The following is a 23,026-nucleotide window of genomic DNA, read 5'->3' as shown; positions in this document are numbered from 1 at the left end:
TACCCACGCTCAAAAGAGGAAGTAGCGCTGTGCCATCGGCAATATAGTCGCCGGTTCGCAGGTCAACAACTCGCCATCCGCCCGCACTTCATAAGTCTCCGGATCCACCTCCATATGCGGCGTTGCATCATTGTGGATCATCGAGGCCTTGGAAATGCCGCCGCGCGTGTTCTCAACGCCGATCAACTGTTTGTCGACGCCGAGCGACTGGCGCAAGCCTGCCTCAATCGAAGCTTTGCTGACGAAGACGACTGACGAATTGCTGACATTCTTGCCAAAGCCGCCAAACATATAGCGATAATGGACCGGCTGCGGCGTGGGAATTGACGCATTGGGATCGCCCATGGGCGCAGCTGCGATCGATCCACCAAGCAGAACCATGTCCGGTTTGATACCGAAGAAGGCGGGATTCCACAGAACGAGATCAGCGCGCTTCCCCACTTCGATCGAGCCGATATGCCGGGACACGCCCTGAGCAATGGCCGGATTGATCGTGTATTTGGCGATGTAGCGTTTAACGCGGAAATTGTCGTTATCGCCGGTCTCCTGCGGCAGGCTCCCGCGCTGGCGCTTCATCTTATCGGCGGTCTGCCACGTGCGTATCAGCACTTCGCCGACGCGGCCCATGGCCTGACTGTCCGAGGAAATAATCGAAAACGCACCGATATCATGCAGGATATCTTCTGCAGCGATGGTCTCCTTGCGAATTCGGCTTTCAGCAAAAGCCACATCTTCCGGTATTGATGATGACAGGTGATGGCAAACCATCAGCATGTCGAGATGTTCGGCGATGGTGTTTTTCGTATAGGGCCGCGTCGGGTTGGTCGAAGATGGAATAACGTTGGGCAAGCCGCAAATCTTGATGATGTCCGGCGCATGCCCGCCGCCAGCGCCTTCCGTATGGAAGGCATGGATGGTGCGTCCCTTGAAGGCCGCGACCGTGTCCTCGACAAACCCGCTCTCGTTCAGCGTGTCGGTGTGGATCATCACCTGCACGTCGTACTGGTCGGCGACCGAGAGGCAATTGTCGATCGCTGCCGGCGTCGTGCCCCAGTCCTCATGCAGTTTCAGCGAGCAAGCGCCGCCGAGGATCATTTCCTCCAGCGCTTTCGGCAGCGAGGCATTGCCCTTGCCGGAAAGGCCGATATTCATGGGTATAGCATCGAAAGACTGGATCATCCGGGCCATGTGCCAGGGGCCTGGTGTACAGGTGGTGGCCAGCGTTCCATGGGCGGGTCCGGTGCCTCCGCCGAACATGGTCGTAATGCCGGACATCAGCGCTTCCTCGATCTGCTGCGGGCAGATGAAATGGATATGCGCGTCCATGCCGCCGGCTGTGAGGATCTTGCCTTCACCAGCGATGATTTCCGTTCCCGGACCGATGATGATCGTCACTCCGGGTTGGGTGTCGGGGTTTCCAGACTTGCCTATCCCAATGATCAGTCCATCTTTCAGACCGACATCGGCTTTATAAATACCACTGTGATCGACGACCAGCGCATTGGTGATCACCGTATCGACCGCACCGTCTGCACGTGCAATCTGGCTCTGGCCCATGCCGTCGCGAATGACCTTGCCCCCGCCGAATTTCACCTCTTCACCATACACGGTGAAGTCCTTTTCCACCTCGATGAACAGTTCCGTATCGGCCAAGCGAACCTTGTCGCCTGTCGTCGGGCCGAACATGCGGGCATAGGCGGAACGGGTGATTTTAGCGGGCATGAGACTTACCTCTTGTATGAATTATAGTATGGGCGACATGGGTGCTTGCCACATTTTCGCCGAGATATTGCCTTGGAAAAACCCGATCATCGACCGCTTGAGATCGAATTCCGCATGTGAAGTGCGCGCGTCATCAGTAGATGATCGTTCGCCAATCTCGTGAAAGGAAAAACGATGCGAAAGATGATAGTGCTCGCGCTCTGCGCAGCTTTCCCGCTTGCGACTTCGGTCGCCTATGCGCAGTCCGCGGCGCCGCAGGCCCCAAGCGCCGAGCAAGCCGCTCCGAAGAGTGAAACCCCGGCTAAAACGGGTGCCACGCCCATAACCACCATCAATATTGTGGATATCAACGAACTGCCGGACGCGACCAAGACCCAGGTCAATGACGCTCTTGCCAAGCGTAGCGAGGCCGACATGCAGAAACTGCGCAGCTCGATCGACAAGTCGCCGCAAGTTTCCGCGGCTCTGAAGGAAAAGGGGCTGACTTCCGCAGCGGTGGTTATTGCCAGTCTCGACTCCAAAGGCCTGCTGACCCTGGTGACCAAGAAGCCAAGCTGACTGACGAGCCCTACCTGACCCATATCTGGCATATGCGTTGCGATCGGTGTTTCCCCGGTCGCTTATCGTTGTGGAAATGAGGTCAAGCGGATTGGTCAAAGCTTTCCCATGATCTTCTGCTGAAATCCATAGACGGTCCGGTTCCCGCTGAGAGGCACGAGCGTAACATCACGCTCCTGTCCCGGCTCGAATCGGACCGCCGTTCCGGCTGCAATATCGAGACGCATGCCGCGCGATTGATCGCGGTCGAACGCCAGCGCCGTATTGGTCTCGAAGAAATGGTAGTGCGACCCGACCTGTACGGGGCGGTCGCCCGTATTTGCCACCTTCAATGTGACGTTGCTGCCGCCACTGTTAAGTTCGATTTCACCTTTGGCCGTTATGATTTCGCCGGGGATCATGCTTCGCTTCCTACCTTATCGGTTCGTGCACGGTGACCAGTTTTGTACCGTCCGGAAATGTCGCCTCGACCTGAATGTCGTGGATCATCTCTGGAATGCCCTCCATCACCTGTTCTCGGGTAATCACATGCGCTCCCGCCTGCATCAGATCGGCAACGGAGCGGCCATCACGGGCCCCTTCGACGACGAAATCACTAATTAATGCAATGGCTTCCGGATGATTAAGCTTGACGCCGCGCTCAAGTCGGCGGCGGGCGACCATCGCCGCCATGGAGATCAGAAGTTTGTCTTTCTCACGTGGTGTCAGGTTCATTCTTTTCCCTTGGCCATCCCTCAGTGTTGGTTTGCGTCTAGATTGACCAGACTTTAGGCACGCCTGCCTTTTCATTCAGCAGTTCGATGAGTGGCACCAGCCGCTTCCTCAACGAATAGGCGTCACCATCGATGAGCCTCGCAAGAAGCTTGCCAGACCAGAAGGAAACACCGCCTTTTGTTCCAATTATTTTCCGGCTTGGCTCAAGATGACGTTCGGCGTTAGCGTCGAGCAGCAGGACGGTGGCCATAATGCGCATCCCGCCGAACAGGGCAGGGCGGCCCAGCATCGTTGCCGTGTCCGGTCCAATTGCGAAATCTTCCGCATGGATCAGTTTGCCTTCGCGGCGAATACGCCAGCGATCCCGGAATGAACAATGTTGTATGTCCTCGCCCATTGCCTTGCGACCGAACACGACCGGCTCCACAATCAAGGCACGGCTGGTTTCGGCAAGATCGACGGTGAGGGTCCGCCCCAGTGCCGAACCCTCGAATAAAATGGTCTCTTGCGGCAGCCACGCGAGCGACGCCCGATCGCCCACTTTCAAAGCGCTTGCCACGTCAGCGATACCGGCAGATGCCTTGTAGATGCGCTCGCAGGCTTGCGTGGTGACTTGCGCCCGACAGTCATCCGCGACGTCGAACCTCCAGCGCATCTCATCGCCGCCGGTCAGCCCCCCCGATGTATTGATCATCACCGCTTCCAGCGATTGATCGTCAGTATCGGGCAGGCGGATCTTGGCGCAGCCTTCCTGGTAAAGCGTGGCGATACGTGTGCGCCCGCTGACAGGTTTGACGGCGAGATGCGCCGAGCCAAAGGCACGCTGTGGCTTTGCTTCGGTCATTGGATCAAGAGGCGAATGTACATTCATCCCGGCACGCTATCGCAATATCCGCCGCGATGAAAACACGAATATGAAACTGATGCGAATGATGAGATGGTACTTGAGACCGCTGTCAATGGTCGGGCGGATGCTCTGGTGACGCACAACGTAAAAGACTTCAACCTGGCTGCCAAAAAATTCAGGCTACGTGTCCTGCGCCCCGGAGAACTACTTGCGGAGATTAGAAAATGACGAAAACTTCCTATCCTCTTAAACTCCCCACATCCGTCAAGACAGCCGCACAGCGTCTGGCGCGGGAGGACGGTGTTTCGCTCAATCAGTGGATTTCGGTCGCTGTTGCCGAGAAGATCGGGGCGGTAGAAACGGCAAGCGAATTCTTGCGTCGTCGCGCAGGCAAGGCGAAACCATCTGATTTATTGCCATTCCTCGAAAATGCCGGCAGCGAAGAGCCTGCAGCGGAAGACAAACTTATCTAACAGTGCTCAACTGAACTCAATAGGTGCCAAGCTCTATGGCGCGCTGGTGTGCCTTGAATACGGCTCTGATCATCAGGCGCTTGAGTTTGTCATGGCCCATCAGCACGTCCAGAGCCGCGGCGGTGGTCCCCTTCGGGCTTGTCACCTGTTCGCGCAGCGTCGTTGGCGTGTCCTCGCTTGAAGCTGCGAGTACTCCAGCGCCATAGACGGTCTGCATGGCCAGCAGCTCGGCGGTTTTCCGTTCGAGGCCGGCCACAACAGCCGCTTCGGTCAGGCATTCGATGAAATGAAACACGTAAGCGGGGCCGGAACCGGAAACTGCGGTCGCCACGTCGATCAGTTTTTCATCGTCCACAGCGGCAACTTTCCCGCTGGTTTTCAGTAATGTATCGACAAACTCGGCATCTTCGTTCCTTACATGCGGATTGCGGAACGTGACGATCATGCCCTTGCCGATTGCGGCAGGTGTATTTGGGATAGTGCGGATAATCGCGGTCTTGTCGCCTAGAAACTCCTCGAACAACGCAACCTTGACCCCGGCGGCGACGCTGACGAATGTTGTCTCGCTAGCAAAGCGCTCATAGGCTGGCAGCACGTCGCGCATCACCTGCGGCTTGACCGCGATGACGATAATCCGTGGCGACAGATCGTCCTCGAGCCGGCTGGCGTTCGCAAGCGCGTGAACACCGAGCGTTGCCGCCCGTTCGCGCAGCGCATCGGTTGGCTCAACCACTGTGACCTGATCAGGCTTCAATATACCTGCGTCCAGCCAGCCCTTGAGCATGGCAAAGCCCATATTGCCGCAACCGACCAGAACCACATTATCGACCATTTCACTCTCCCGCTGATGTCGCGGCACTTTGATCCGGCCGGATGCGCCGGGTCAACTGGTCTTGTGGGAATTTATGCGCGTCGCGATTGGAACGCGCGCGGTCATGCGCAGACCGAAACACGCCATGACCACCAGCAACCATACTGGATCGGCCCGGCGAAAGAAGAAGCTCTCGAGAAAGGCGTTCATCAGCGAAAATGTCAGGCACATCATGAAAAAATCGGCCATGAACACATTTTCCCGTTTCTTAAGGCAGCGCGCATAGTCAAAAAGCGGCAGCACAATCAAAACGATGAGCGCGCAGATCATGGCCGGATAACCCATGGCGATGGCGATATCGAGATAGCCGTTATGGGCATGAACGATACCGCGCACGTCCCAATCGAGGTAGTAGCTTGGATTTTCCGCTTGGCGCACGACCGGCGCTTCCCAGAAACTTTCAAAACCGTAACCGCGCCATGGTGTTGCCGCCAGCTTTTCCAGACCGAACTGCCAGATGGATGTGCGCCCGGTAAAGGTCGTATCTGCACCAAGTTGCGCGAGGAGATCGTGTGTGGCCGGGAAAAATAGAGTCCCGATGGTGAAGAAGAAAAATCCGATCAAAGCCGCCCCTATCAGCAGCGCAGCCACTATGCGAAAGCCAAACATGCCCGGAAACATGACGAGGAGGACCACCAGTGGCACAAGTGCCGTTGCGGTTTTCGATCCTGTATGGGCAACGAACCAGAGTGCAAGCGCAAGAAGCACGGTGCCGATCCTGCGCCAGCCACGACGAATGAGGTAGATGCCACCGAATGAGAATGCCGCCATCACCGGCCCGGCAATATTCTTATGCGCGAAGATACCGCGCCAAAGCCCCGCATGTTCGGCTTCGATTTCATTGGCGGTATGCTTCGCGAGATCCGGAACGATAACCAGGCCCGCATAGGAAAGTGTCAGCACGGCAAAGGCTGCGATCACCAGCGCCAGCGAAAACCCGTCGGCATCGCGTGGCAGCGCCAGCACCGCGATCATGCAGAGCACGGCGATTGCAGTGAAGAGCACAGCGCGTTGAGCGGCTTCTGGATCGATGGCGACAAAAGTCGACAGGAAAAGAAAGCCGAACATGACGATCCACATGGGACTGATGAGGGCAACAAGCGTACGCGGGTTGGCAAGCACCATCATGGCAAGTACGGAGACGCCGCCCAGTGCACCGAAACCGAGCTGATTGACGAGATCGCCGCCGCTCCCGGCGATCGCCGTGCTCGCCGGCTGGAACGGGCGAAACGAGATCAACAGGACGCAGAGGATCAGCGCTGCGACAAGACTGGCGACCAGCCGCATCGGGATTGCTTGCGCGGCGTCAGTTCTTTTCAGGTTGTCGATACTGCTCATTGGAATATCCGAACTCCGCGAGAACGCGGCCGACGCCAACATAGACCTGATAAATACCGATGGACAACGACCCGGTCCGCGCCACCACTACAGCCGCCCGAAGCGGCGAGACGGCGAGAAGTGCCACGCTTTTCAACACCGTCTTCACCGCGCCAAGGGGTTCGCCGGCGCGTTTGCGCTTTTCGATCAGGGTGGAGATCACGCCATTGCGCAATGCCCGCGCCCGGATCCAGTCAGCCTCGACACGCCTTGCCGGGATGGTTTCGTATACCGGTGCTTCCGCGCACCATGCGATGGTGAAGTCCTTGACCACGCAGCGGCTGATAAAATCGGAATCGCCACCGCCCATGAAGTTGAAGGCAAGGTCGAGAAACGGAAACGGCATGGCCACAAGCACATTGCGCCCGACAAGCAGATTGCCCGACGAATAGATGATTGGCACGCGTCCGGTCCGCGTGTGATGCGGGCTGAAGACGGGATGTGTCGACCACACCGCATGTTCCGGCTTGGCAAAGACTGGAAGCTGCGGCCCGCCGACCAAATCGACACCATAGGTCTCGCGCGTCATGCACATATTTTCCAGCCAGTTAGGATCGGCAACCTCGTCGTCGTCGATAACCAGCAGCGACGAGAAATTCGGAAAGGCCTTCAGCGCGGTCAACCAGCCGCCGTTATAGGCGTTACAATTTCCGCGGTCATGCGCGATGATCAGCAGGCCCTGATATTCACCGCTTTCGAACAGCGGTTTCGCTGCTACCGCTCCCTCACGCTGTTCCGCTTCATTCTCCATGACGATGATGGCGAAACGCCGTTTGGTTACCTGGGCTTTGAGCGAAACCAGGGTCTTCAACAGATGCTCCGGACGTTTGAACGTCGGCAAAGTCACCACGACGTCAATCGCTTCAGGCTCCAGGCCGGGTGACTGTGCCACGATGCTGATATTGCCTTGAAGGTCGAGTTCCATCACCGGAATAGGTATCCGTTATCCATGGTTGCAACTTATAGGAGTTGCTTATTCAACATTTCATTACATTCTGCGATCAAATCCAATAATGAGAGATAAATCATCGTAGATAGGTTCAGACCTTAGATGCACTTGCTGTTCGTAACATCACTTGTTCCAGACGGTAAGCCGACCACCGGTTACGAGATCGCCAACAATGCGATCATCGATGGCCTCGTGCGTGCCGGCGCTCGCGTCACCGTGCTCGGATTCGTCTGGCCCGGGAGCAAGCCGCTTGATCCCGACAACACGATCGTTCTTGGCGAAGTCGATGTGCGCAACGATACAGCGAACTTCACGCAAAAGTTGCGTTGGCTTGGCAAGGCTGTGTTGGCAGGCCTCACGGTTTCGTCGGTCAAGCTGCGCGTCGTCACGAAGGAAACGTTCCGTGCCGCAATCGCCTCAGTGGAGCCTTTTGACGCTTACGTGCTGAACGGCGTGCCACTGCCCGGGGCATTCGAGGACTGTTTCCACGACAAGCCGCAAATCTTCATCGCGCACAATGTCGAACATCGCTCGGCGCGCGAGAATGCCGACGCGGCAACCAGCCCCGTACAAAAATATCTGTTCGGCCGGGAGTCCCGGCTTCTGATGGGCCTTGAGAAGCGGTTGTGCAGCAAGGCGTCGTTCATCTTCACGCTAGCCGATGACGATATCGATGCGCTGGGCTTATCCGGAACCGGACGTGCCGCGGCACTTCCTCTCGTGACCGGCGCCGATACGGCGAAGAGAAAAGGACGCAAAATAGTACGGGACCTTGGCTTGATCGGAACCTGGACGTGGCAACCGAACCGCATTGGTCTTGAGTGGTTCCTGCGTGAGGTCGTACCGCATCTGGACAAGGATATCGGCGTCAGCGTCGCCGGTAGCACGCCGGCCGATCTCAAAGCCGCATGGCCTAACGTCACCTTTGCTGGCCGTGTGCCAAACGCCACCGATTTCGTTTGCGGCTGCGCCGTCATCCCGCTGATCAGCCGCGCCGGAAGCGGCGTGCAGCTCAAGACGATCGAGACATTCGAACTGGGCCTGCCGAGCGTCGCGACTGCGCTTTCCGTGCGAGGCATTGCAGATATTCCGGATAATTGTGTTGTCGCTGATGATCCCGCCGGCTTTGCCAAGGCGGTTAACGCCATGGTTGCTCGTGTGCGCGCAGGCGAGTACCTGATCCGCTCAGGAGACACTTTCCGCGCTGCGCAATTGGCGCGTTTCGACCAGCAGATAAGGCTTGGTCTGGATCGGCTTGAAACCCGGATTGCAAATGGGCGTGCGGCCGCATGAGTTTGGTCGAAACGGATATTCCGCGACGGGCGATTCTCGGCGTACCGGTTGTCGCCTTGCCTTGGACCGAAGCCATTGAAACCATGCGCGAACGTATCGCGGGACGGCGCTTCGCCCTGGTCACGTGGCTCAACGCCCACAACGCCAATCTGGCGCAGGAGAATGGTGATTTCCATCGTGCGCTCAATCAGTTCCTCGTTCTTCCCGACGGTGTAGGCGTCGACATCGCCTCGAAAATCCTGCACGGCGCGCCATTCCCGGCCAACCTCAACGGCACGGATTTCACGCCCGCGCTGTTGACAGCAGAAACCAGCCCTCTGCGTGTGGGTCTTATCGGAGCGCGGCCTGAAGTGGTCGAAAAGGCAGCGGCGAGTTTCAGGCAGCTTGCGCCGCAGCATGAAATCCGCGTTATCAGCGACGGCTTTTTCAAAGCCAGCGATGAACCGCGCATCCTTGAGATCCTGAAGAATTATCACCCGCATATTCTGCTGGTGGCGATGGGTGTGCCGCGTCAGGAAATGTTCATGGCGAAGCACCTTACGGGCGAACATTGCGCCTTGGCCTTTGGTGTCGGCGCGTTGTTTGATTTCACGGCAGGTGCCGTGCCCCGGGCCCCGCTGATTGTGCAAAAGTTGCGCTTCGAGTGGCTTTATCGCCTTGCTCAGGAACCTGGACGTATGTGGTACCGGTACATTGTCGGCAATCCGCTTTTTCTGCTACGCGTCATGCGGGCAAAGTTAAGGGGCAGTAAGGGCGGATGAGAACGGCACTTGTTACCGCGAGTTATGCACCCGATTTTGAGCGCTGCAGATTGCTCTGCGAAACGATCGATCGCTTCGTCACAGGTTTCACGAAGCACTATATACTGGTCGAGCATCGTGACGTGGCTCTGTTCAGGCAGCTCGAAGGCCCTCGCCGGGTTGTGATCGACGAGAACGATCTCTTGCCCCGCTGGATCAGGCCGTTTCCCGACCCGAGCAATTTGGGCCGCCGCCGCATCTGGCTCTCCCCTTGGACCATGCCGTTGCGTGGCTGGCATGTGCAGCAATTCCGGCGCATCGCCATTGCGGCTCATACGGATGAAGACGCGTTCTTTTACATCGATTCCGATGTCGCTTTCCTGAAACCTTTCGACTGCGCCTCGGTCTGGCGCGGCAATGATTTACGGCTGTTTCGCCGCGATGGTGACCTGTTGCGCCCCGTGCCCGGAGATCAGCGCGTCTGGTCCGAACATGCGGGGCAGGTGCTTGGTATCGCCCCTGTCAGCCCGGCGGGACATGATTACATCGGAACTCTGATCGCCTGGCGGCGCGATGCCTTACTGACCATGTGCGACCATATCGAGAAGATCACCGGTCGCCACTGGATCGCGGCGATCGGGCGTTCGCGCCGGTTTTCGGAATGCATGATCTATGGCCGATATGCTGATGAAGTGCTGATGGCGGAAGGACACTATCACGACGCGGCCGAGTTCTGCCGGGTCTACTGGTTTGCTCCTGCTCCGACGGACAAGGAGTTCCTTGCCTTCGTCGAGGCGATGACGCCGGAACAGGTGGCGATCGGAATGCAATCATTTATCGGTGACGATACGGCGCGCATCCGGAAATTGCTAGCGTAGCCTAGACCCTTCGCGCGGGTCTCCTGATGGCTCGATAGGTCAAAAACGCTGATAGAACATAAAGCACTGCGAACATCGCGTTCAACCAGATCATCCAGTCGTGGGTGTCAAGAAATGTAACGAGAATCCACCAAAGCAGTGCGGCCTTGGCGGCGCCCAACAGTGCGAGATTGAGCGCACGAAGTCCTGATTGGCCTCGCGCATAAAGAATCTCCGCCTGATATTCGATGAGATTGCGCAAGCCCGGCACCAACAATACCAGCGGCAAGAGCGAAACAACCGAGGCAACATTCGCTCCGAGCGCTCGCGGAAAAATGGTGAGGAAGATGGCAAGTGCCGCCAGACCGAACGTCGAGACGAGAAACACGCCAAGCTCCAGCCCACCGCGAACTTTGAGCGATTTCAGCATGTCCGGCGTCCGCATCAGTTTCTGCACCAGCATCATGTTGAATGAACGCACGGGCAGGGCGGTCAGATCGACAAGACGCATGATGATGGCATAGACACCCGCCGTCTGTGGCCCGCCGACCGCAAGCACCAGCAGCTTGTCCATTTCGGACTGGACGTAGAAAAGCACTTCCGCGCCGGTGACGGCAAAGGAATCCGCCAGCCTCCGGCGGTATAGCTTGGGAATGAGGCGCAGCCGCACGCGCGGGTAAAAGAAGATGACCGCGATAACAAGCGCAACACCATTCGCCCCCGCATACCACCAGCTCCATATTGCGAGATTAGTCACGGTCGAGAAGGCAAAAAGCACTGCTGCTACCGCTCGCAAGGCCGTGCCGATAATGACCAGCAATGCTGCCCGGCCAAAGCGGTTCAGGCCGTTATTGACGATAACCACCACTTCCAGCGACCGCCAAAGCAATGCTTCCGCTGCAACGATTACGGCAAAGGTACCAAGCGCAAGGTCCGCACCGAAGAAAATAAGGTGGGTCAGATAGGCGGCAAGCATGAAGATGGGCAAAGACACCACGACCGCTGCCAGAAAGCCGCCCGTATAGGCGCCAATCAGTTGCGGCTTGACGGTGGAAATCCGGTAGAGCGGTGAAACGAAGCCGAAGGAAACGAGACGCGAAAGCACAACGCCCGTTGCCGATGCGGTGGCAAACAGGCCGAATTCTGCAATCGACAAGGTGTTTGCCAGCGCAACAAAATAGGCAAGCGAAATCACGAGCCGTCCCGCCGATCCGCTGATCACCGAGAAATAGTCGCGGATAAGCCCTGCGTTGGCTTTCAGGTGGCGTGTAACCAATTTCATGTCCTGCGGGATATGCCTGAATCAAAGGCACGGGAGAAGCATTTGTTTCAGACGTGAATTCCGCGGTTTTCTACATCAAAAGGCTTAACGGCTTGTGTTGTCAGATTGAGGACGTGCTATGAAGGGCTTCATTTGCACGACTTCTAAGCATCATTGCTTTTCATCAAATCATATTTTCAAATTATATCATTTAGGCTATATTTATATGAATTGGACAGTGGAAACGCTTGATACAACTGTCGATGCCGAGATTGAGGAATTACCTCCAGCACTACGATCAAGGCTCGTTCGTCTTATGGAAACAATCGAAAGCGTTGGTCTTGAAAAGTTACGGGAGCCGCACGTCAAGCATTTGAGTGGGAAATTGTGGGAGTTGCGGGTGAAAGCGTCGGAGGGCATTGTTCGGGGTCTATATGTGACGGTAACGGGCCGGAAAGCCGTTATCCTCCATGTTTTCGTTAAAAAGTCACAAAGAACACCAACCAAAGCGCTTGCGTTGGCACATGAACGAATGAAAAGAGTGATCTGATGACCAAGCTTGCAGAACTGAAAAAGAAATACATGAAAGATCCGGAGTTCCGGAAAGAATATGAAAAAGCGGATCTGGAATATTCGATAATTGAACTCTTGATACGAGCCCGTACCCAAGCAAATTTATCGCAGGCAGAGGTTGCAAAACGTATGGATACTACGCAGTCGGCTATCGCTAGATTAGAAGGCGGTGGAGTTTCACCGTCGATCGCGACATTGCGGCGCTATGCGGAAGCGACTGGCTCAAAGCTGCGTGTTGAGATTACACGGATGTGAGGCAGTGGCCTCGATAATTAACGATTTATTTTCCATAGAACTTTAGGTTGAATTAACTGTGGAACGTTGGGTCCGCTATTGAATCGCGTTGATTGGCGATTGTGGAGTTAAGGTGGGAATGAGTAATCGTGAAAACGAGACGGCAAAGCGGCCGCGGCGCTCGCTTCTCTCGTTTGCAAGTCAGCCCGAGCCCGAGGGAGAGGCGCCTGCCGATCCCGTCACGACGCACATTCACGGCGAAGACAATCTTGATCACTATCACCGAATGCGCGCCTTGCGTTTGGCCGCCGGTAGCGAAATCTCACTGCCGTCGTTGAGTGATATTCCCGAAGACCTCAGTTCCGAAGAGGCTGAGCAGGACGCGATCAATCGCATGCGCGCCGACATGGCCGCGATCAAGGCCGAGCTAAACAGGCGTTTCGATGCTGCCGAGGACGTAGTGCCGCAGCACGGAGAACCCGCGTCATTGATCGAAGAGCCTGCCCAGGTCGAGACAGAAAATCCAATCGTCACTGCGCGGTCTGAACCTGAGCCTTTCGAGCCAGAACCCGAACCTGTTGTCGCACCCGTCCCGGTGCGCCAGCCTGCGCCGCGCAAGGTGGAACTACGGCCAACGGAATATCAAAGCGATGAATGGCGGCCGCTCGTCGATCCGCGCATCGTCATCAATCGCGTCGGCCGTTCCAAGGCACTGATCGTCGCGACAACAATCATCGGCACGCTTCTCGGCGTCGGCTATGCGATGACGCTGCCCAAGCTCTACGCGTCCACGGTCGAAGTGCTGGTTGATCCGCGCGACTTGAAGATCGTCGACAAGGAAATTTCGTCGAGCCAGCTGCCTGTCGATGCCTCGCTGGCCATTGCCGAAAGCCAGTTGCGCGTCATTCAGTCGAGCAGCGTGTTGACCAAAGTGATCGATCGCGCCGGGCTTGCCAAGGATCCGGAATTCAACGGTGACCTCAAGGAACGAGGCATCGTGGCGTCAATACAGGACCTGTTCTCGACCGACAGCACACCGGATGCAACGACTCGTGAAACTGTTCTCTTGCGCAATCTCTACGATCATCTCGAAGTCGAGCGCAGCACCAAGAATTTCATCTTCAACATCACCGTGAAGTCACGCGATCCGGAAAAGGCGGCTTTCATCGCCAATACCGTATCGGACGTTTTCCGCGAGGAGCAGGGCAATATCCAATCCGATACCGCCCGGCAGGCCACAGCATCGCTGACCGCGCGTCTCAATGATCTGCGCGCCGGTGTTCAGGATGCAGAAAATGCGGTGCAGAAATTCAAGGCCGAGAATGATCTTGTCGACGTACAGGGCCGTTTGATCAGCGATGATGAAATCACCCGCACGAATGATGAACTGACCGCCGCACGCAACCAGACAATCCGGCTGAAGGCGCAGGCTGATTCCATCCGGAACACGTCCGTTGAAGGTGTGCTCGGTAACACGCTGCCGGAAGAATTCCGCTCCGGTGTCATCGTTGCGCTTCGCTCGCAATATGGCGCACTGAAGCAACAGGCGGATGGTCTCGCTACCAAGCTCGGACCGCGTCATCCGCAGCTCATCCAGGCGCAGTCGCAGGTTATTGGGGTCCGCAACGAAATCCGCAACGAGCTTGGCCGTATCGCCTCCTCGGTGCAGGTGGAACTTCAGCGTTCCACCCAGCAGGAACAGGACCTGTCGTCACGACTGGCGCAGCTCAAAGCGCGTACCGCCAGCAACAACGAGGACATGGTCAAGCTGCGCGAACTCGAACGTGAAGTCACCGCCAAGCGCGAAGTCTACGAAGCCTTCCTGTTGCGCGCCAAGGAGACCGGCGAGCTCGAAGGCATGAACACCACCAATATCCGCGTCATCTCCCCGGCGCGCCCAGCGCTTGAAAGCACCGGTGGTTCACGCAAGCTCGTTGCAATTGGCGGCCTGCTCGGCGGGCTTTTGACCGGTCTGGGTATCGCTGTGTTGCTCGGCATGATCGAAAGCTTTCGTGCCGGCAATCGCGCTCCTGTTTATATCGAGGATGAAACGCCCGTCGATCCGGTACCGCCATCCGGCAGCAAGCGTACCGTTTCGCCCGAAATCGCTAGCCTTTCGCCCGTAGTGCCTTCTGAATCTCGGCTTGGCGCAGCAATCAGACGTGCGCAAACACGGGCTATGGTGTCGGATAAAGCGGAGCTCGAGGACTCACCGCATTCCGCCGATGACGAGGCCGCGATTGCTGAGTTTCTGTACGAGCATTCCGACGCGCTGATGGAACCGCGCCATCACGACAATTCCAACATCGAGGAGATGCTGGCCGAGATTGCCGAACTGCGCGAAGTCTTGCGGCAGCGCGCCGAGCGGAAAGCTGGCTGACCCGTTTAGTGCAACCTTGGCGTGGGTCCTTGCCCCTTGTCGTCAATGACATAGCCGCGGTAAAACCGGTCCAATGTAAAAGGAGCCGAGAGCGGATGCGGCTCGTCCTTGGCGATCGTCCAGGCGAAGCATTTACCCGAGATCGGCGTCGCCTTGAAGCCGCCATAGCACCAGCCCGTGTTGAGATACATGCCCGGCAGCGGACCGGTCGTGATGATGGGGGAACCATCCATGGTCATATCCATGATACCGCCCCACGAGCGTAACAGCTTGACGCGCGCCAGCGCCGGGATGAGCGCAATGAATTCGCTCATCACGTCCTCGACCACCGGCAGATTGCCGCGCTGTGCATAGGAATTATAGCCGTCGATATCGCCGCCGAATACGAGCCCGCCCTTGTCGGATTGGCTGAAATAAAGATGTCCGCCACCGAACGTCGCCACCGTGTCGACCACCGGCTTCAGTGCCTCCGAGACGAAAGCCTGCAGCACATGCGATTCGAGCGGCAGGCGATCGATACCCGCCCTGCGCATGAGCTCGCTGGTGTGCCCCGCAACGGCACAGCCAACCTTCTTCGCATTGATCGGCCCGCGTGTGGTCATAACCCCGGTGACCGTATCGCCATCCTTCAAAAAACTCGTGACTTCGCAATTCTCGATGATATCGACGCCGAGTTGGTCGGCGGCGCGGGCGTAACCCCATACGACGGCATCATGCCGTGCAGTTCCGGCACTGCGCTGCATCAATCCACCAAGAATGGGAAAGCGCGCGTTGCTGCTGATATCGAGCCCGGGGATCAGCTTCTTGATCTCGAGTGGATTCATCAGTTCGCAATCGATGCCGTTGAGGCGCATCTGGTTGCCGCGCCGCGCATAGATATCGAGCTGCGGCAGCGAGTGGGCGAGATTGACCACACCGCGCTGCGAAAACATCACATTGTAGTTGAGATCGTGGGACATGGTTTCCCACAGTTTCATCGACGCTTCGTAGAAGTGCTGGTTTTCGGTGAGGAGATAATTCGAGCGGATGGCCGTGGTGTTGCGGCCGATATTGCCCGAACCGAGCCAGCCCTTTTCCACCACCGCAATGTTGCGGATGCCGTGTTCCTTGGCGAGGTAGTAGGCGGTAGCAAGACCATGACCGCCGCCGATGATCACCACATCATAGGCTGGTTTCGGATCGGGTTTGCGCCAGGCTGGCTTCCAGTCCTTGTTGCCGTTGAGGGCATTTTTCAAAAGGCTGAAAGCTGAATAGCGCATGGTGGATTCCGGATTCGAATGAGATTTCGCGATCATGCTTGGATTTATCGTCGACGCCAAGCCCCTGACGATCTGAGTTGGGGCACATCATCGCATTGCCCTTCAAAGGCGCTTTCGCTATTGCGTCAGTGAACGCCGTTTTGACGGTATTATTCGGCGGTAAAATCAACAGAATGACGCTCAATCCGAAACTTGATGTCCAGGAGCAGCACATGGCAGTGACGATCAATGGCAAGGAAATTGCCGAGGACGTGGTTTCGAAGGTCAAGGCATCAGCCGCCGATCTGATCGAAACCAGCGGGATCACCCCCGGCATCGCCGTCGTGATCGTTGGCGAGGATCCAGCGAGTCAGGTCTATGTCGCTTCCAAGGGCAGGAAGGCGCGCGAATGCGGTTTTTACTCTGTGCAGCATACTTTGCAGGAAGAAACATCCGAAGAAGAACTGGTCATGCTGGTTGAAAAGCTCAATGCCGATCCGCTGATCCATGGCATTCTCGTCCAGCTTCCTCTGCCGAAACATATCGATTCCGGCCGCATCATCCAGACCATCTCGCCCGACAAGGATGTCGACGGCTTCCATTTCATCAATGTTGGCAAGCTTGGCACCGGCGAAATCGAGACGGCTTTCGTACCCTGTACACCAGCCGGATCGATGCTGCTGATCGATCGCATCCTGGGACGTGATCTTTCCGGTCTCAATGCAGTCGTCATCGGCCGCTCCAACATCGTCGGCAAGCCGATGTTCAACCTGCTGCTCGCGCACAATGCAACAGTCACCATTGCGCATAGCAAGACCAAGGATCTGGCAGCTCTTTGCCGCACTGCCGATATTCTGGTTGGCGCCGTCGGCAGGCCGCAGATGGTCAAGGCGGATTGGGTCAAGCCGGGGGCTACGGTTATCGATGTCGGTATCAACCGCATTCCCGCTCCGGAAAAGGGCGAGGGCAAGACACGGCTCGTTGGTGATGTGGACTTTGCCGACGTGTCTACGGTTGCCGCCGCTGTTACCCCGGTACCGGGCGGTGTCGGGCCGATGACGATTGCCATGCTGATGGCCAATACCCTTGTCGCCGCCTATCGCTCGGCTGGCAAAGCGCCGCCACGCTTCTGATCCATTTGCTCAAATAGGGAATCCGGTTAGAAGAACATATGCCCGAAGCCCTCAAGGTCACCAGAACCTTTGCCTTTCTGCTCGTTGACAAATTCCCGATGTTCAGCCTCGCCGCTGCCATCGACACCATACGCACGGCCAATCGCATGTCGGAGGAGGCGTTCTATTCCTGGATCATCGTATCCGCCAATGGTGCAGCGGTGACCGCTTCGAACGGGCTGCAGATCAATGTGCAATATGCGCTTGCAGACCTGCCTCCCGCCGATATCACCTTCATATGCGCCGGGCTCACGACCGAGTTTGACGACAAGGCAAAGGTCATCGCCACCTTGCGCACACTGGGACGTCGCGGCGCTGTTCTCGGCGGACTTAATGTCGGCAGCTACATTCTGGCTGAAGCAGGTCAACTCGAGGGTCATCGCTGCACCATCCACTGGGAAAATCGCGCCGGATTTCAGGAACGGTTTCCGCAGATCGATTGCACCGGCAATGTCTTCGAGATCGACCGCAAACGCTATACCTGCGCTGGCGGAACGACATCGATCGACCTGATGCTAGAGATCATCAAGCAGGACTTTAGCCCAGCTCTTGCCAATGAAGTGGCCAACCAGTTCCACCACGAACGTATCCGCTCGCAAACCGATCGTCAGCGTATCGGTCCCGAACGCGATCTCACCGGCAAATCGGAAAAGCTGCGCAAGATCGTGGAACTCATGGCCGATAATCTCGAACAGCCGAAATCAGCTGTGCGATTGGCGAAAGCCGTTGGCCTGTCCGTCCGGCAGGTGGAGCGGTTGTTCCTGCGTCACCTCAACATGACGCCGGGTCGCTATTACATGAGCCTGCGGCTGGAGCGCGCCCGTGAACTCTTGCGCCAGACCCATTCGCCTATTCTCGATGTGGCGTTGGCGACGGGCTTCACCTCGCATTCCTATTTTGCCCAGAGCTATCGGGCACAGTTCGGGCGCTCACCCTCGGATGAGCGCCGTACGACCTACTGATCTTTCGTCGTGCTCACCGTTTTCAGGTCGGTAAGCGCAAAACCAGCATCCTTGGTCAAGATCGGCGCGCGATGAGACTTTGCGGTGGCGTAGTGGAAGCAATCGGCAAGGTTTAGCGCGCTGTTGCGATTGTTGGCTGAATAATGGTGCCGCCCATAACGCTCAAATGCTTGTAGCGCGGTTGGCAGATCTTCATTTGAAACCGGAAGAACCTTAATATTGGCGGCATCAAGAAATGCCTTTATCTCCAATTCGGATTCTGCCATCGAAAGACGTTTCTCCTTGAATATAACCGCCGTTGCTTCCCACACTGCGATGACAGATGTGATCAATATTCTCGATTGAGCATCAACAAGCTGTTGGCTAAACGCTTGAGCTGCAGACTCTTTCAACAAGATTGCTACAATCACCGACGCATCGACGAACATCAATAATCGCCACTGAGTTCATCATAAAACGCCTTGTCGGCTTTAAATCCGGTATCAGGATAGGCAGCTAATCTGTCCTGTATTATTTTTATACGTTCAAGAAGCGGAACTTCCTTGTCGGTAAGCTGTAATTCCCTCTCCAGCGCGAGCCTTACAGCTTCGGTCTTGGTTATATGTTTACGGGCTGCAAGCTTCGTTGCCAGCTCGTTTACCTCTTCGTTGCGAATGTTCAGCGGCATGTCAATTCCTCTGTGTAGACACAATATAGAAGTGTCTACACAATGATGCAATGCTACTAAAGGCCAAACACCGAGGCGCCGTGATCAGCACGGCCGACGACATTACGGAATGCAGCGAAAAGCTCGCGTCCCATACCATAGCTGTTGTGGCTGATATCGACATCCGGCGTTGGGCGCGCGGCCAGAACCTCTGGATCTTCCAGTACGTCGAGCGTACCGATCTCGGCATCCAGCCGCACAACATCTCCATCCCGGATCTTGCCGATGATACCGCCATCGAGCGCTTCCGGCGTCACATGGATTGCGGCCGGAACCTTGCCGGAGGCGCCGGACATGCGCCCATCGGTGACGAGCGCCACCATGTGACCGCGGTCCTGCAGCACGCCAAGGGCAGGGGTCAGCTTGTGCAGTTCCGGCATGCCATTGGCGCGCGGACCCTGGAACCGCACGATGGCGACAAAGTCGCGATCGAGCTTTCCGGCCTTGAATGCATCCTGCAGCGCGGCTTGGCTGTCGAAGACGATGGCCGGCGCCTCGATGATATGCCGGTCAGCCTTCACAGCTGATGTCTTGATCACGGCCGTGCCGAGGTTGCCCTTGAGCATCTTCAGTCCGCCAGTGACCTGGAATGGCTGCTTGCAGGTAGAAAGCACTTTCTTGTCGGCGCTTTCCGCAGCGACCGGCTCGCGCACGACCGTGCCGTTCTCACCCAGCTTCGGCTCGATCGTATAGGCGCGCAGGCCTTCCGAGCCGCCCCAGACGGTCTTGACGTCCTCGTGCAGGAGCCCGCCATCGAGCAGTTCGCGGATGATGTAACCCATCCCGCCTGCCGCATGGAAATGGTTCACGTCGGCAAGCCCGTTTGGATAGACGCGGGCGAGCAGCGGAACCACATCGGAGAGGTCGGAAATGTCCTGCCATGTCAGCTTGATGCCGGCGGCCGCTGCCATAGCGACGAGATGCATCGTGTGATTGGTCGAGCCGCCCGTGGCGTGCAGACCAACGACACCATTGACGATACTGCGTTCGTCGATCATTTCGCCGACCGGCGTATATTCATTGCCAAGCGCAGTTATTGCGAGCGCCCGCTTTGCCGCTTCACGCGTCAGCGCTTCACGCAAGGGCGTTCCCGGATTGATAAAGGACGAACCTGGCATGTGCAGGCCCATGATTTCCATCAGCATCTGGTTGGAATTGGCGGTCCCGTAAAAAGTGCAGGTGCCAGGGCCATGATAGGACTTGGACTCGGATTCAAGCAGCTCTTCGCGGCCGACCTTGCCTTCCGCATAGAGCTGGCGCGTCTTCGCCTTTTCATCATTGGGAAGGCCGGTGGTCATTGGACCCGCGGGAATGAACACGGCAGGCAGATGACCGAAGGTCAGCGCACCGATCACCAGCCCCGGCACGATCTTGTCGCAGACGCCAAGATAGACGGCCGCGTCGAACATATCGTGCGACAGCCCGATAGCGGTCGCCATGGCGATAACGTCGCGGGAAAACAGGGAAAGCTCCATGCCCGGCTGGCCTTGCGTTACCCCATCGCACATGGCTGGTACCCCGCCGGCAACCTGAGCCACGCCGCCGGCTTCCTTGGCCGCAGCCTTGATCAGTTGCGGATAGGTTTCGAACGGCTGGTGCGCAGAGAGCATGTCATTATAGGAGGTGATGATGCCAAGATTGGCTATGACGTCGCCAGCCAGCGCTGCCTTGTCGGATGGGCTGCAAGCGGCAAATCCATGCGCGAGATTGGCACAGGCAAGCGCGGTGCGCTTGGGTTTGCGTGACGCTGCTTCGCGCAAATGGTCGAGATAGACATCGCGCGTCGGTCTCGACTGTTCGCAAATGCGATTGGTAATACTCTTCACCCGCTGAAGAACGGTCATGTCATGTCTCCTTCTGGCGTTTGCCCGGAAGTTTGGGAGCCTTCCTGGCAATCACACGCTCTGAACCTCACGGGGCCCAGAAAATCTCAAGCTCGATCGGCTCGTATCGCAATATCGCGCGGATCGGCATATCGGCTGTCGCGCCTTGGCCGAGCGCCGCTTCGAGCGTCGTCCTCTTGCCTGCGCCTTCAATATGCAGCGCCACGAAGCGCGCCCCGACAATCACTGGCAGTGTGAGCGTCAGCCTTGGTTCGCCGGCGCCTTCCGCCTGCATCGGCAGCACCAGCGCCTCCTGATCGGGCGAAATCGCATCGCTTAGCCGATTGCCGCCGGGGAAAAACGATGCCGTATGTCCATCGCCGCCCATGCCGAGAATGACGACATCGAACGGCTGTCCAAGCTTGGCGATCGCCTTCGCCGCTATTTTAGCACCTTCTTCGACGTCCGGCGCATCATTGTAGAGGCCGACGAAATTAGCCTTGGCTGCTTTATTCTGCAGAAGCATCTCGCTGACGAGCTTCTGGTTGGAACGGTCGCTGGTAGGCGGCACAAAACGCTCATCCACCAGTGTTATCGTGATTTTCCCCCATGGCAGGTCTTTCAGCGACAGCGCCTTGAAAAAGCGGGCGGGCGTCGTGCCGCCGGAGACGGCAAGCACAGCCTTGCCGCGCGCTTCACAGGCCACGGCAAGACGCTCCGCCACCGTCGAAGCAAAAGCTTCGGCCAGAGCATTGCCGTCGGGGAAACTATGCAATGTGTGTGCCATCAGCATGCCCGATCAGGTTTCATGCCAGGTGCGACCGTCACGCTCGATAAGCGCGATGGCTGCGGATGGTCCCCATGTCCCGGCGGTGTAGCCGTAGGGTGGCTGATCATTCTCGGTCCACGCTTTCAGAATAGGATCGACCCATTGCCACGCCGCAACCACTTCATCGCGCCGCATGAACAATGTCTGGTTGCCGCGCACCACATCCATGATCAACCGTTCATAGGCGTCGGGGCTGCGCGCCGTGAAAGACTCGGCAAAGGTCATATCAAGTGGCACGTGGCGCAGGCGCATACCCCCCGGACCCGGATCCTTGATCATCATCCACTGCTTGACGCCCTCATCCGGCTGCAAGCGGATGACCAGCTGGTTGGCGACGACCCGGCCTGCACCTTCGCCGAAGATCGAATGCGGGATAGGTTTGAACGATACGACGATTTCGGACGCACGTGTTGCAAGCCGTTTGCCGGTGCGCAGATAGAACGGCACGCCGGCCCAGCGCCAATTGGCGATCTCGGCCTTGATCGCGACGAAGGTCTCCGTATTGCTCGGATGTTCCAGCTCCTCCGTGTAGCCCTTCACTGCGCCGCCTGCGGAGGCGCCGGCACGGTATTGTCCGCGGACAGTAAGCTCCTCGGCGTTCTTCGACGTTATCGGGCTCAGCGAGCGCAGCACCTTCAACTTTTCGTCACGGACCGCATCCGCATCCATCGATGCCGGCGGTTCCATCGCCACGAGGCAGAGCAACTGCATGATGTGGTTCTGTACCATGTCGCGCAGCGCGCCCGCCGTATCGTAATACCCGGCACGGTTTTCGAGCCCGACAGCTTCCGCCACGGTGATCTGCACGTGATCGATATGCGCCGAATTCCACAATGGTTCGTACAGTGCATTGGCGAAACGCAGCGCCATCAGGTTCTGCACCGTCTCCTTGCCTAGATAGTGATCGATGCGGAAAATCTGCTGTTCGTGAAAGACATGGCCAATCGTGTCGTTGAGCGCAATGGCAGATTGAAGATCCCGGCCGATCGGCTTTTCGACGATGATGCGCGTGTGATCGTGAACGAGTTTGTAGCTCTTCAGGCGGCCAGTGATATCGCCGAAAAGAGACGGGCTGACGGCAAGATAGAAAGCCCGGATTTTCTTGGTATCGTTGCCGATTTCCGCCTTCAGCTCTTCCCAGCCATTATCGGATGTAGCATCGACCGCGACATAGGACAGGCGCGCCAAGAACTGGTCGACCTGCTTCTGGTCGAATTCTGCGGGCTTCACGAACTCCTTGATCGCAGCTTCAGCGAACTTGCGGTAGTCCTCATTGGACATGGGCGTACGGGATGCGCCGATGACGCGGGTCGGTTCCGAAAGCTGGCCATCGCGCTGGCGCTGGTAAAGCGCCGGGATCAGCTTGCGCTCGGCAAGATCGCCGGTACCGCCAAACACGATGCAATCAAAAGGGTCAACCGGGATAATCTGACTTGTCATGGGAGAG

Annotated in this window: 25 protein-coding genes; 11 read left to right on the top strand and 14 right to left on the bottom strand. The window is 57.3% G+C overall.

All coding sequences use genetic code 11. From position 1 onward, the window contains the following. Positions 1-9: 9 nt before the first annotated feature. Positions 10-1,722: an urease subunit alpha gene (gene ureC, locus ACSQ3H_RS22735; protein WP_436119135.1), complete on the bottom strand. Its 1,713-nt coding sequence runs from the start codon at positions 1,720-1,722 to the stop codon at positions 10-12. A gap of 174 nt (positions 1,723-1,896) precedes the next feature. On the opposite strand from ureC, the gene ACSQ3H_RS22730 reads away from it, so the two are divergent. Beyond that, a complete protein-coding gene (locus ACSQ3H_RS22730) occupies positions 1,897-2,280 on the top strand; it encodes a hypothetical protein (RefSeq protein WP_436119134.1) in 384 nt (127 codons plus the stop codon). A 95-nt stretch (positions 2,281-2,375) separates the two neighbouring features. Here the strand turns inward: ACSQ3H_RS22730 and ACSQ3H_RS22725 are convergent, their stop codons facing one another. Genes ACSQ3H_RS22725 through ACSQ3H_RS22715 form a run of 3 tightly spaced genes read right to left on the bottom strand, consistent with a single transcriptional unit; the run spans position 2,376 to position 3,838 of the window. Further along, a complete protein-coding gene (locus ACSQ3H_RS22725; RefSeq protein WP_436119133.1) occupies positions 2,376-2,681 on the bottom strand; it encodes an urease subunit beta in 306 nt (101 codons plus the stop codon). 10 nt (positions 2,682-2,691) lie between these two features. Continuing rightward, on the bottom strand, positions 2,692-2,994 hold the full coding sequence (locus tag ACSQ3H_RS22720; protein ID WP_106715462.1) for an urease subunit gamma: 303 nt from the start codon (positions 2,992-2,994) through the stop codon (positions 2,692-2,694). A gap of 37 nt (positions 2,995-3,031) precedes the next feature. Next, on the bottom strand, positions 3,032-3,838 hold the full coding sequence (locus ACSQ3H_RS22715; RefSeq protein WP_436119132.1) for an urease accessory protein UreD: 807 nt from the start codon (positions 3,836-3,838) through the stop codon (positions 3,032-3,034). Positions 3,839-3,931: 93 nt separating this feature from the next. Between ACSQ3H_RS22715 and ACSQ3H_RS22710 the strand changes: the two genes are divergently transcribed. Next, complete coding sequence (locus ACSQ3H_RS22710; protein ID WP_436119131.1) at positions 3,932-4,069, top strand: hypothetical protein; 138 nt, start codon at positions 3,932-3,934, stop codon at positions 4,067-4,069. Beyond that, a complete protein-coding gene (locus ACSQ3H_RS22705) occupies positions 4,066-4,314 on the top strand; it encodes a pilus assembly protein HicB (protein WP_436119130.1) in 249 nt (82 codons plus the stop codon). Before ACSQ3H_RS22710 ends, ACSQ3H_RS22705 begins: the two co-directional genes overlap by 4 nt. Positions 4,315-4,330: 16 nt before the next feature. Here the strand turns inward: ACSQ3H_RS22705 and proC are convergent, their stop codons facing one another. The 3 genes from proC to ACSQ3H_RS22690 are packed head-to-tail and all read right to left on the bottom strand — an operon-like array spanning position 4,331 to position 7,487. After that, positions 4,331-5,146: a pyrroline-5-carboxylate reductase gene (gene proC / locus ACSQ3H_RS22700; RefSeq protein WP_436119129.1), complete on the bottom strand. Its 816-nt coding sequence runs from the start codon at positions 5,144-5,146 to the stop codon at positions 4,331-4,333. 51 nt (positions 5,147-5,197) lie between these two features. After that, positions 5,198-6,523 (bottom strand): O-antigen ligase family protein, encoded by a 1,326-nt coding sequence (locus tag ACSQ3H_RS22695; RefSeq protein WP_436119128.1) that lies wholly within the window; start codon positions 6,521-6,523, stop codon positions 5,198-5,200. Continuing rightward, positions 6,492-7,487 (bottom strand): glycosyltransferase family 2 protein, encoded by a 996-nt coding sequence (locus ACSQ3H_RS22690; RefSeq protein WP_436119540.1) that lies wholly within the window; start codon positions 7,485-7,487, stop codon positions 6,492-6,494. The genes ACSQ3H_RS22695 and ACSQ3H_RS22690 overlap by 32 nt, the downstream gene beginning before the upstream one ends. A gap of 126 nt (positions 7,488-7,613) precedes the next feature. Here ACSQ3H_RS22690 and ACSQ3H_RS22685 point away from each other — a divergent pair, with 126 nt between their 5' ends. The 3 genes from ACSQ3H_RS22685 to ACSQ3H_RS22675 are packed head-to-tail and all read left to right on the top strand — an operon-like array spanning position 7,614 to position 10,422. Next, positions 7,614-8,804 carry a glycosyltransferase family 4 protein gene (locus tag ACSQ3H_RS22685; protein WP_436119127.1) on the top strand — a complete coding sequence of 397 codons (1,191 nt, stop codon included), beginning with the start codon at positions 7,614-7,616 and terminating at the stop codon, positions 8,802-8,804. Continuing rightward, complete coding sequence (locus ACSQ3H_RS22680) at positions 8,801-9,565, top strand: WecB/TagA/CpsF family glycosyltransferase (RefSeq protein ID WP_436119126.1); 765 nt, start codon at positions 8,801-8,803, stop codon at positions 9,563-9,565. The genes ACSQ3H_RS22685 and ACSQ3H_RS22680 overlap by 4 nt, the downstream gene beginning before the upstream one ends. Continuing rightward, complete coding sequence (locus ACSQ3H_RS22675) at positions 9,562-10,422, top strand: DUF6492 family protein (RefSeq protein WP_436119125.1); 861 nt, start codon at positions 9,562-9,564, stop codon at positions 10,420-10,422. The genes ACSQ3H_RS22680 and ACSQ3H_RS22675 overlap by 4 nt, the downstream gene beginning before the upstream one ends. 1 nt (position 10,423) lies before the next feature. Here ACSQ3H_RS22675 and ACSQ3H_RS22670 read toward each other — a convergent pair whose 3' ends face one another. After that, positions 10,424-11,683, bottom strand: a complete 1,260-nt coding sequence (locus tag ACSQ3H_RS22670; RefSeq protein WP_436119124.1) for a lipopolysaccharide biosynthesis protein — start codon at positions 11,681-11,683, stop codon at positions 10,424-10,426. A 118-nt stretch (positions 11,684-11,801) separates the two neighbouring features. Here ACSQ3H_RS22670 and ACSQ3H_RS22665 point away from each other — a divergent pair, with 118 nt between their 5' ends. The 3 genes from ACSQ3H_RS22665 (at position 11,802) to ACSQ3H_RS22655 (ending at position 14,849) form a co-directional block, all read left to right on the top strand. Further along, positions 11,802-12,212 carry a type II toxin-antitoxin system RelE/ParE family toxin gene (locus ACSQ3H_RS22665; RefSeq protein ID WP_436119123.1) on the top strand — a complete coding sequence of 137 codons (411 nt, stop codon included), beginning with the start codon at positions 11,802-11,804 and terminating at the stop codon, positions 12,210-12,212. Next, positions 12,212-12,490, top strand: coding sequence for a helix-turn-helix domain-containing protein (locus ACSQ3H_RS22660; protein ID WP_436119122.1), 279 nt, complete (start codon positions 12,212-12,214; stop codon positions 12,488-12,490). The genes ACSQ3H_RS22665 and ACSQ3H_RS22660 overlap by 1 nt, the downstream gene beginning before the upstream one ends. Before the next feature lie 118 nt (positions 12,491-12,608). Then, positions 12,609-14,849, top strand: a complete 2,241-nt coding sequence (locus ACSQ3H_RS22655) for a GumC family protein (RefSeq protein ID WP_436119121.1) — start codon at positions 12,609-12,611, stop codon at positions 14,847-14,849. Between the two features lie 5 nt (positions 14,850-14,854). Here the strand turns inward: ACSQ3H_RS22655 and ACSQ3H_RS22650 are convergent, their stop codons facing one another. After that, on the bottom strand, positions 14,855-16,108 hold the full coding sequence (locus ACSQ3H_RS22650; protein ID WP_436119120.1) for a sarcosine oxidase subunit beta family protein: 1,254 nt from the start codon (positions 16,106-16,108) through the stop codon (positions 14,855-14,857). Positions 16,109-16,320: 212 nt separating this feature from the next. Between ACSQ3H_RS22650 and folD the strand changes: the two genes are divergently transcribed. Beyond that, entirely contained in the window at positions 16,321-17,220 is a 900-nt protein-coding gene (folD, locus tag ACSQ3H_RS22645) for a bifunctional methylenetetrahydrofolate dehydrogenase/methenyltetrahydrofolate cyclohydrolase FolD (protein ID WP_436119119.1), read from the top strand. Positions 17,221-17,258: 38 nt separating this feature from the next. After that, on the top strand, positions 17,259-18,221 hold the full coding sequence (locus ACSQ3H_RS22640) for a GlxA family transcriptional regulator (RefSeq protein ID WP_436119118.1): 963 nt from the start codon (positions 17,259-17,261) through the stop codon (positions 18,219-18,221). On the opposite strand, the gene ACSQ3H_RS22635 is transcribed toward ACSQ3H_RS22640, so the two are convergent. The 5 genes from ACSQ3H_RS22635 to zwf all read right to left on the bottom strand — a co-directional run bounded on the left by ACSQ3H_RS22635 (position 18,215) and on the right by zwf (position 23,019). Then, positions 18,215-18,649 carry a type II toxin-antitoxin system VapC family toxin gene (locus ACSQ3H_RS22635; protein ID WP_436119117.1) on the bottom strand — a complete coding sequence of 145 codons (435 nt, stop codon included), beginning with the start codon at positions 18,647-18,649 and terminating at the stop codon, positions 18,215-18,217. The genes ACSQ3H_RS22640 and ACSQ3H_RS22635 overlap by 7 nt on opposite strands. After that, positions 18,649-18,888: a type II toxin-antitoxin system VapB family antitoxin gene (locus tag ACSQ3H_RS22630; RefSeq protein ID WP_436119116.1), complete on the bottom strand. Its 240-nt coding sequence runs from the start codon at positions 18,886-18,888 to the stop codon at positions 18,649-18,651. Before ACSQ3H_RS22630 ends, ACSQ3H_RS22635 begins: the two co-directional genes overlap by 1 nt. 56 nt (positions 18,889-18,944) lie before the next feature. Then, on the bottom strand, positions 18,945-20,771 hold the full coding sequence (gene edd, locus ACSQ3H_RS22625) for a phosphogluconate dehydratase (RefSeq protein WP_436119115.1): 1,827 nt from the start codon (positions 20,769-20,771) through the stop codon (positions 18,945-18,947). 67 nt (positions 20,772-20,838) lie between these two features. Further along, on the bottom strand, positions 20,839-21,537 hold the full coding sequence (gene pgl / locus ACSQ3H_RS22620; RefSeq protein ID WP_436119114.1) for a 6-phosphogluconolactonase: 699 nt from the start codon (positions 21,535-21,537) through the stop codon (positions 20,839-20,841). Positions 21,538-21,549: 12 nt separating this feature from the next. After that, the gene (zwf, locus tag ACSQ3H_RS22615; protein ID WP_436119113.1) at positions 21,550-23,019 is read right to left on the bottom strand and encodes a glucose-6-phosphate dehydrogenase; all 1,470 of its coding nucleotides are present in this window, start codon (positions 23,017-23,019) and stop codon (positions 21,550-21,552) included. Positions 23,020-23,026: the final 7 nt, after the last annotated feature.

Origin of the sequence: Phyllobacterium sp. LjRoot231, from assembly GCF_964253365.1 — a bacterium.
In the GTDB taxonomy this organism is placed as follows: domain Bacteria; phylum Pseudomonadota; class Alphaproteobacteria; order Rhizobiales; family Rhizobiaceae; genus Phyllobacterium.
This window is presented reverse-complemented; position numbering and strand designations above follow the sequence as displayed.

Bases quoted from the DNA above. Each gene is read 5' to 3' on its own strand.
- ACSQ3H_RS22695 (WP_436119128.1), bottom strand. From the start codon at position 6,523: ATGAGCAGTATCGACAACCTGAAAAGAACTGACGCCGCGCAAGCAATC.
- ACSQ3H_RS22630 (WP_436119116.1), bottom strand. From the start codon at position 18,888: ATGCCGCTGAACATTCGCAACGAAGAGGTAAACGAGCTGGCAACGAAG.
- ACSQ3H_RS22635 (WP_436119117.1), bottom strand. From the start codon at position 18,649: ATGTTCGTCGATGCGTCGGTGATTGTAGCAATCTTGTTGAAAGAGTCT.
- ureC (WP_436119135.1), bottom strand. From the start codon at position 1,722: ATGCCCGCTAAAATCACCCGTTCCGCCTATGCCCGCATGTTCGGCCCG.
- ACSQ3H_RS22715 (WP_436119132.1), bottom strand. From the start codon at position 3,838: ATGACCGAAGCAAAGCCACAGCGTGCCTTTGGCTCGGCGCATCTCGCC.
- pgl (WP_436119114.1), bottom strand. From the start codon at position 21,537: ATGGCACACACATTGCATAGTTTCCCCGACGGCAATGCTCTGGCCGAA.
- ACSQ3H_RS22680 (WP_436119126.1), top strand. From the start codon at position 8,801: ATGAGTTTGGTCGAAACGGATATTCCGCGACGGGCGATTCTCGGCGTA.
- ACSQ3H_RS22685 (WP_436119127.1), top strand. From the start codon at position 7,614: ATGCACTTGCTGTTCGTAACATCACTTGTTCCAGACGGTAAGCCGACC.
- ACSQ3H_RS22670 (WP_436119124.1), bottom strand. From the start codon at position 11,683: ATGAAATTGGTTACACGCCACCTGAAAGCCAACGCAGGGCTTATCCGC.
- ACSQ3H_RS22725 (WP_436119133.1), bottom strand. From the start codon at position 2,681: ATGATCCCCGGCGAAATCATAACGGCCAAAGGTGAAATCGAACTTAAC.
- ACSQ3H_RS22675 (WP_436119125.1), top strand. From the start codon at position 9,562: ATGAGAACGGCACTTGTTACCGCGAGTTATGCACCCGATTTTGAGCGC.
- ACSQ3H_RS22660 (WP_436119122.1), top strand. From the start codon at position 12,212: ATGACCAAGCTTGCAGAACTGAAAAAGAAATACATGAAAGATCCGGAG.
- ACSQ3H_RS22705 (WP_436119130.1), top strand. From the start codon at position 4,066: ATGACGAAAACTTCCTATCCTCTTAAACTCCCCACATCCGTCAAGACA.
- ACSQ3H_RS22640 (WP_436119118.1), top strand. From the start codon at position 17,259: ATGCCCGAAGCCCTCAAGGTCACCAGAACCTTTGCCTTTCTGCTCGTT.
- ACSQ3H_RS22690 (WP_436119540.1), bottom strand. From the start codon at position 7,487: ATGGAACTCGACCTTCAAGGCAATATCAGCATCGTGGCACAGTCACCC.
- ACSQ3H_RS22730 (WP_436119134.1), top strand. From the start codon at position 1,897: ATGCGAAAGATGATAGTGCTCGCGCTCTGCGCAGCTTTCCCGCTTGCG.
- ACSQ3H_RS22720 (WP_106715462.1), bottom strand. From the start codon at position 2,994: ATGAACCTGACACCACGTGAGAAAGACAAACTTCTGATCTCCATGGCG.
- ACSQ3H_RS22650 (WP_436119120.1), bottom strand. From the start codon at position 16,108: ATGCGCTATTCAGCTTTCAGCCTTTTGAAAAATGCCCTCAACGGCAAC.
- edd (WP_436119115.1), bottom strand. From the start codon at position 20,771: ATGACCGTTCTTCAGCGGGTGAAGAGTATTACCAATCGCATTTGCGAA.
- zwf (WP_436119113.1), bottom strand. From the start codon at position 23,019: ATGACAAGTCAGATTATCCCGGTTGACCCTTTTGATTGCATCGTGTTT.
- ACSQ3H_RS22655 (WP_436119121.1), top strand. From the start codon at position 12,609: ATGAGTAATCGTGAAAACGAGACGGCAAAGCGGCCGCGGCGCTCGCTT.
- ACSQ3H_RS22710 (WP_436119131.1), top strand. From the start codon at position 3,932: ATGGTACTTGAGACCGCTGTCAATGGTCGGGCGGATGCTCTGGTGACG.
- proC (WP_436119129.1), bottom strand. From the start codon at position 5,146: ATGGTCGATAATGTGGTTCTGGTCGGTTGCGGCAATATGGGCTTTGCC.
- folD (WP_436119119.1), top strand. From the start codon at position 16,321: ATGGCAGTGACGATCAATGGCAAGGAAATTGCCGAGGACGTGGTTTCG.
- ACSQ3H_RS22665 (WP_436119123.1), top strand. From the start codon at position 11,802: ATGAAGGGCTTCATTTGCACGACTTCTAAGCATCATTGCTTTTCATCA.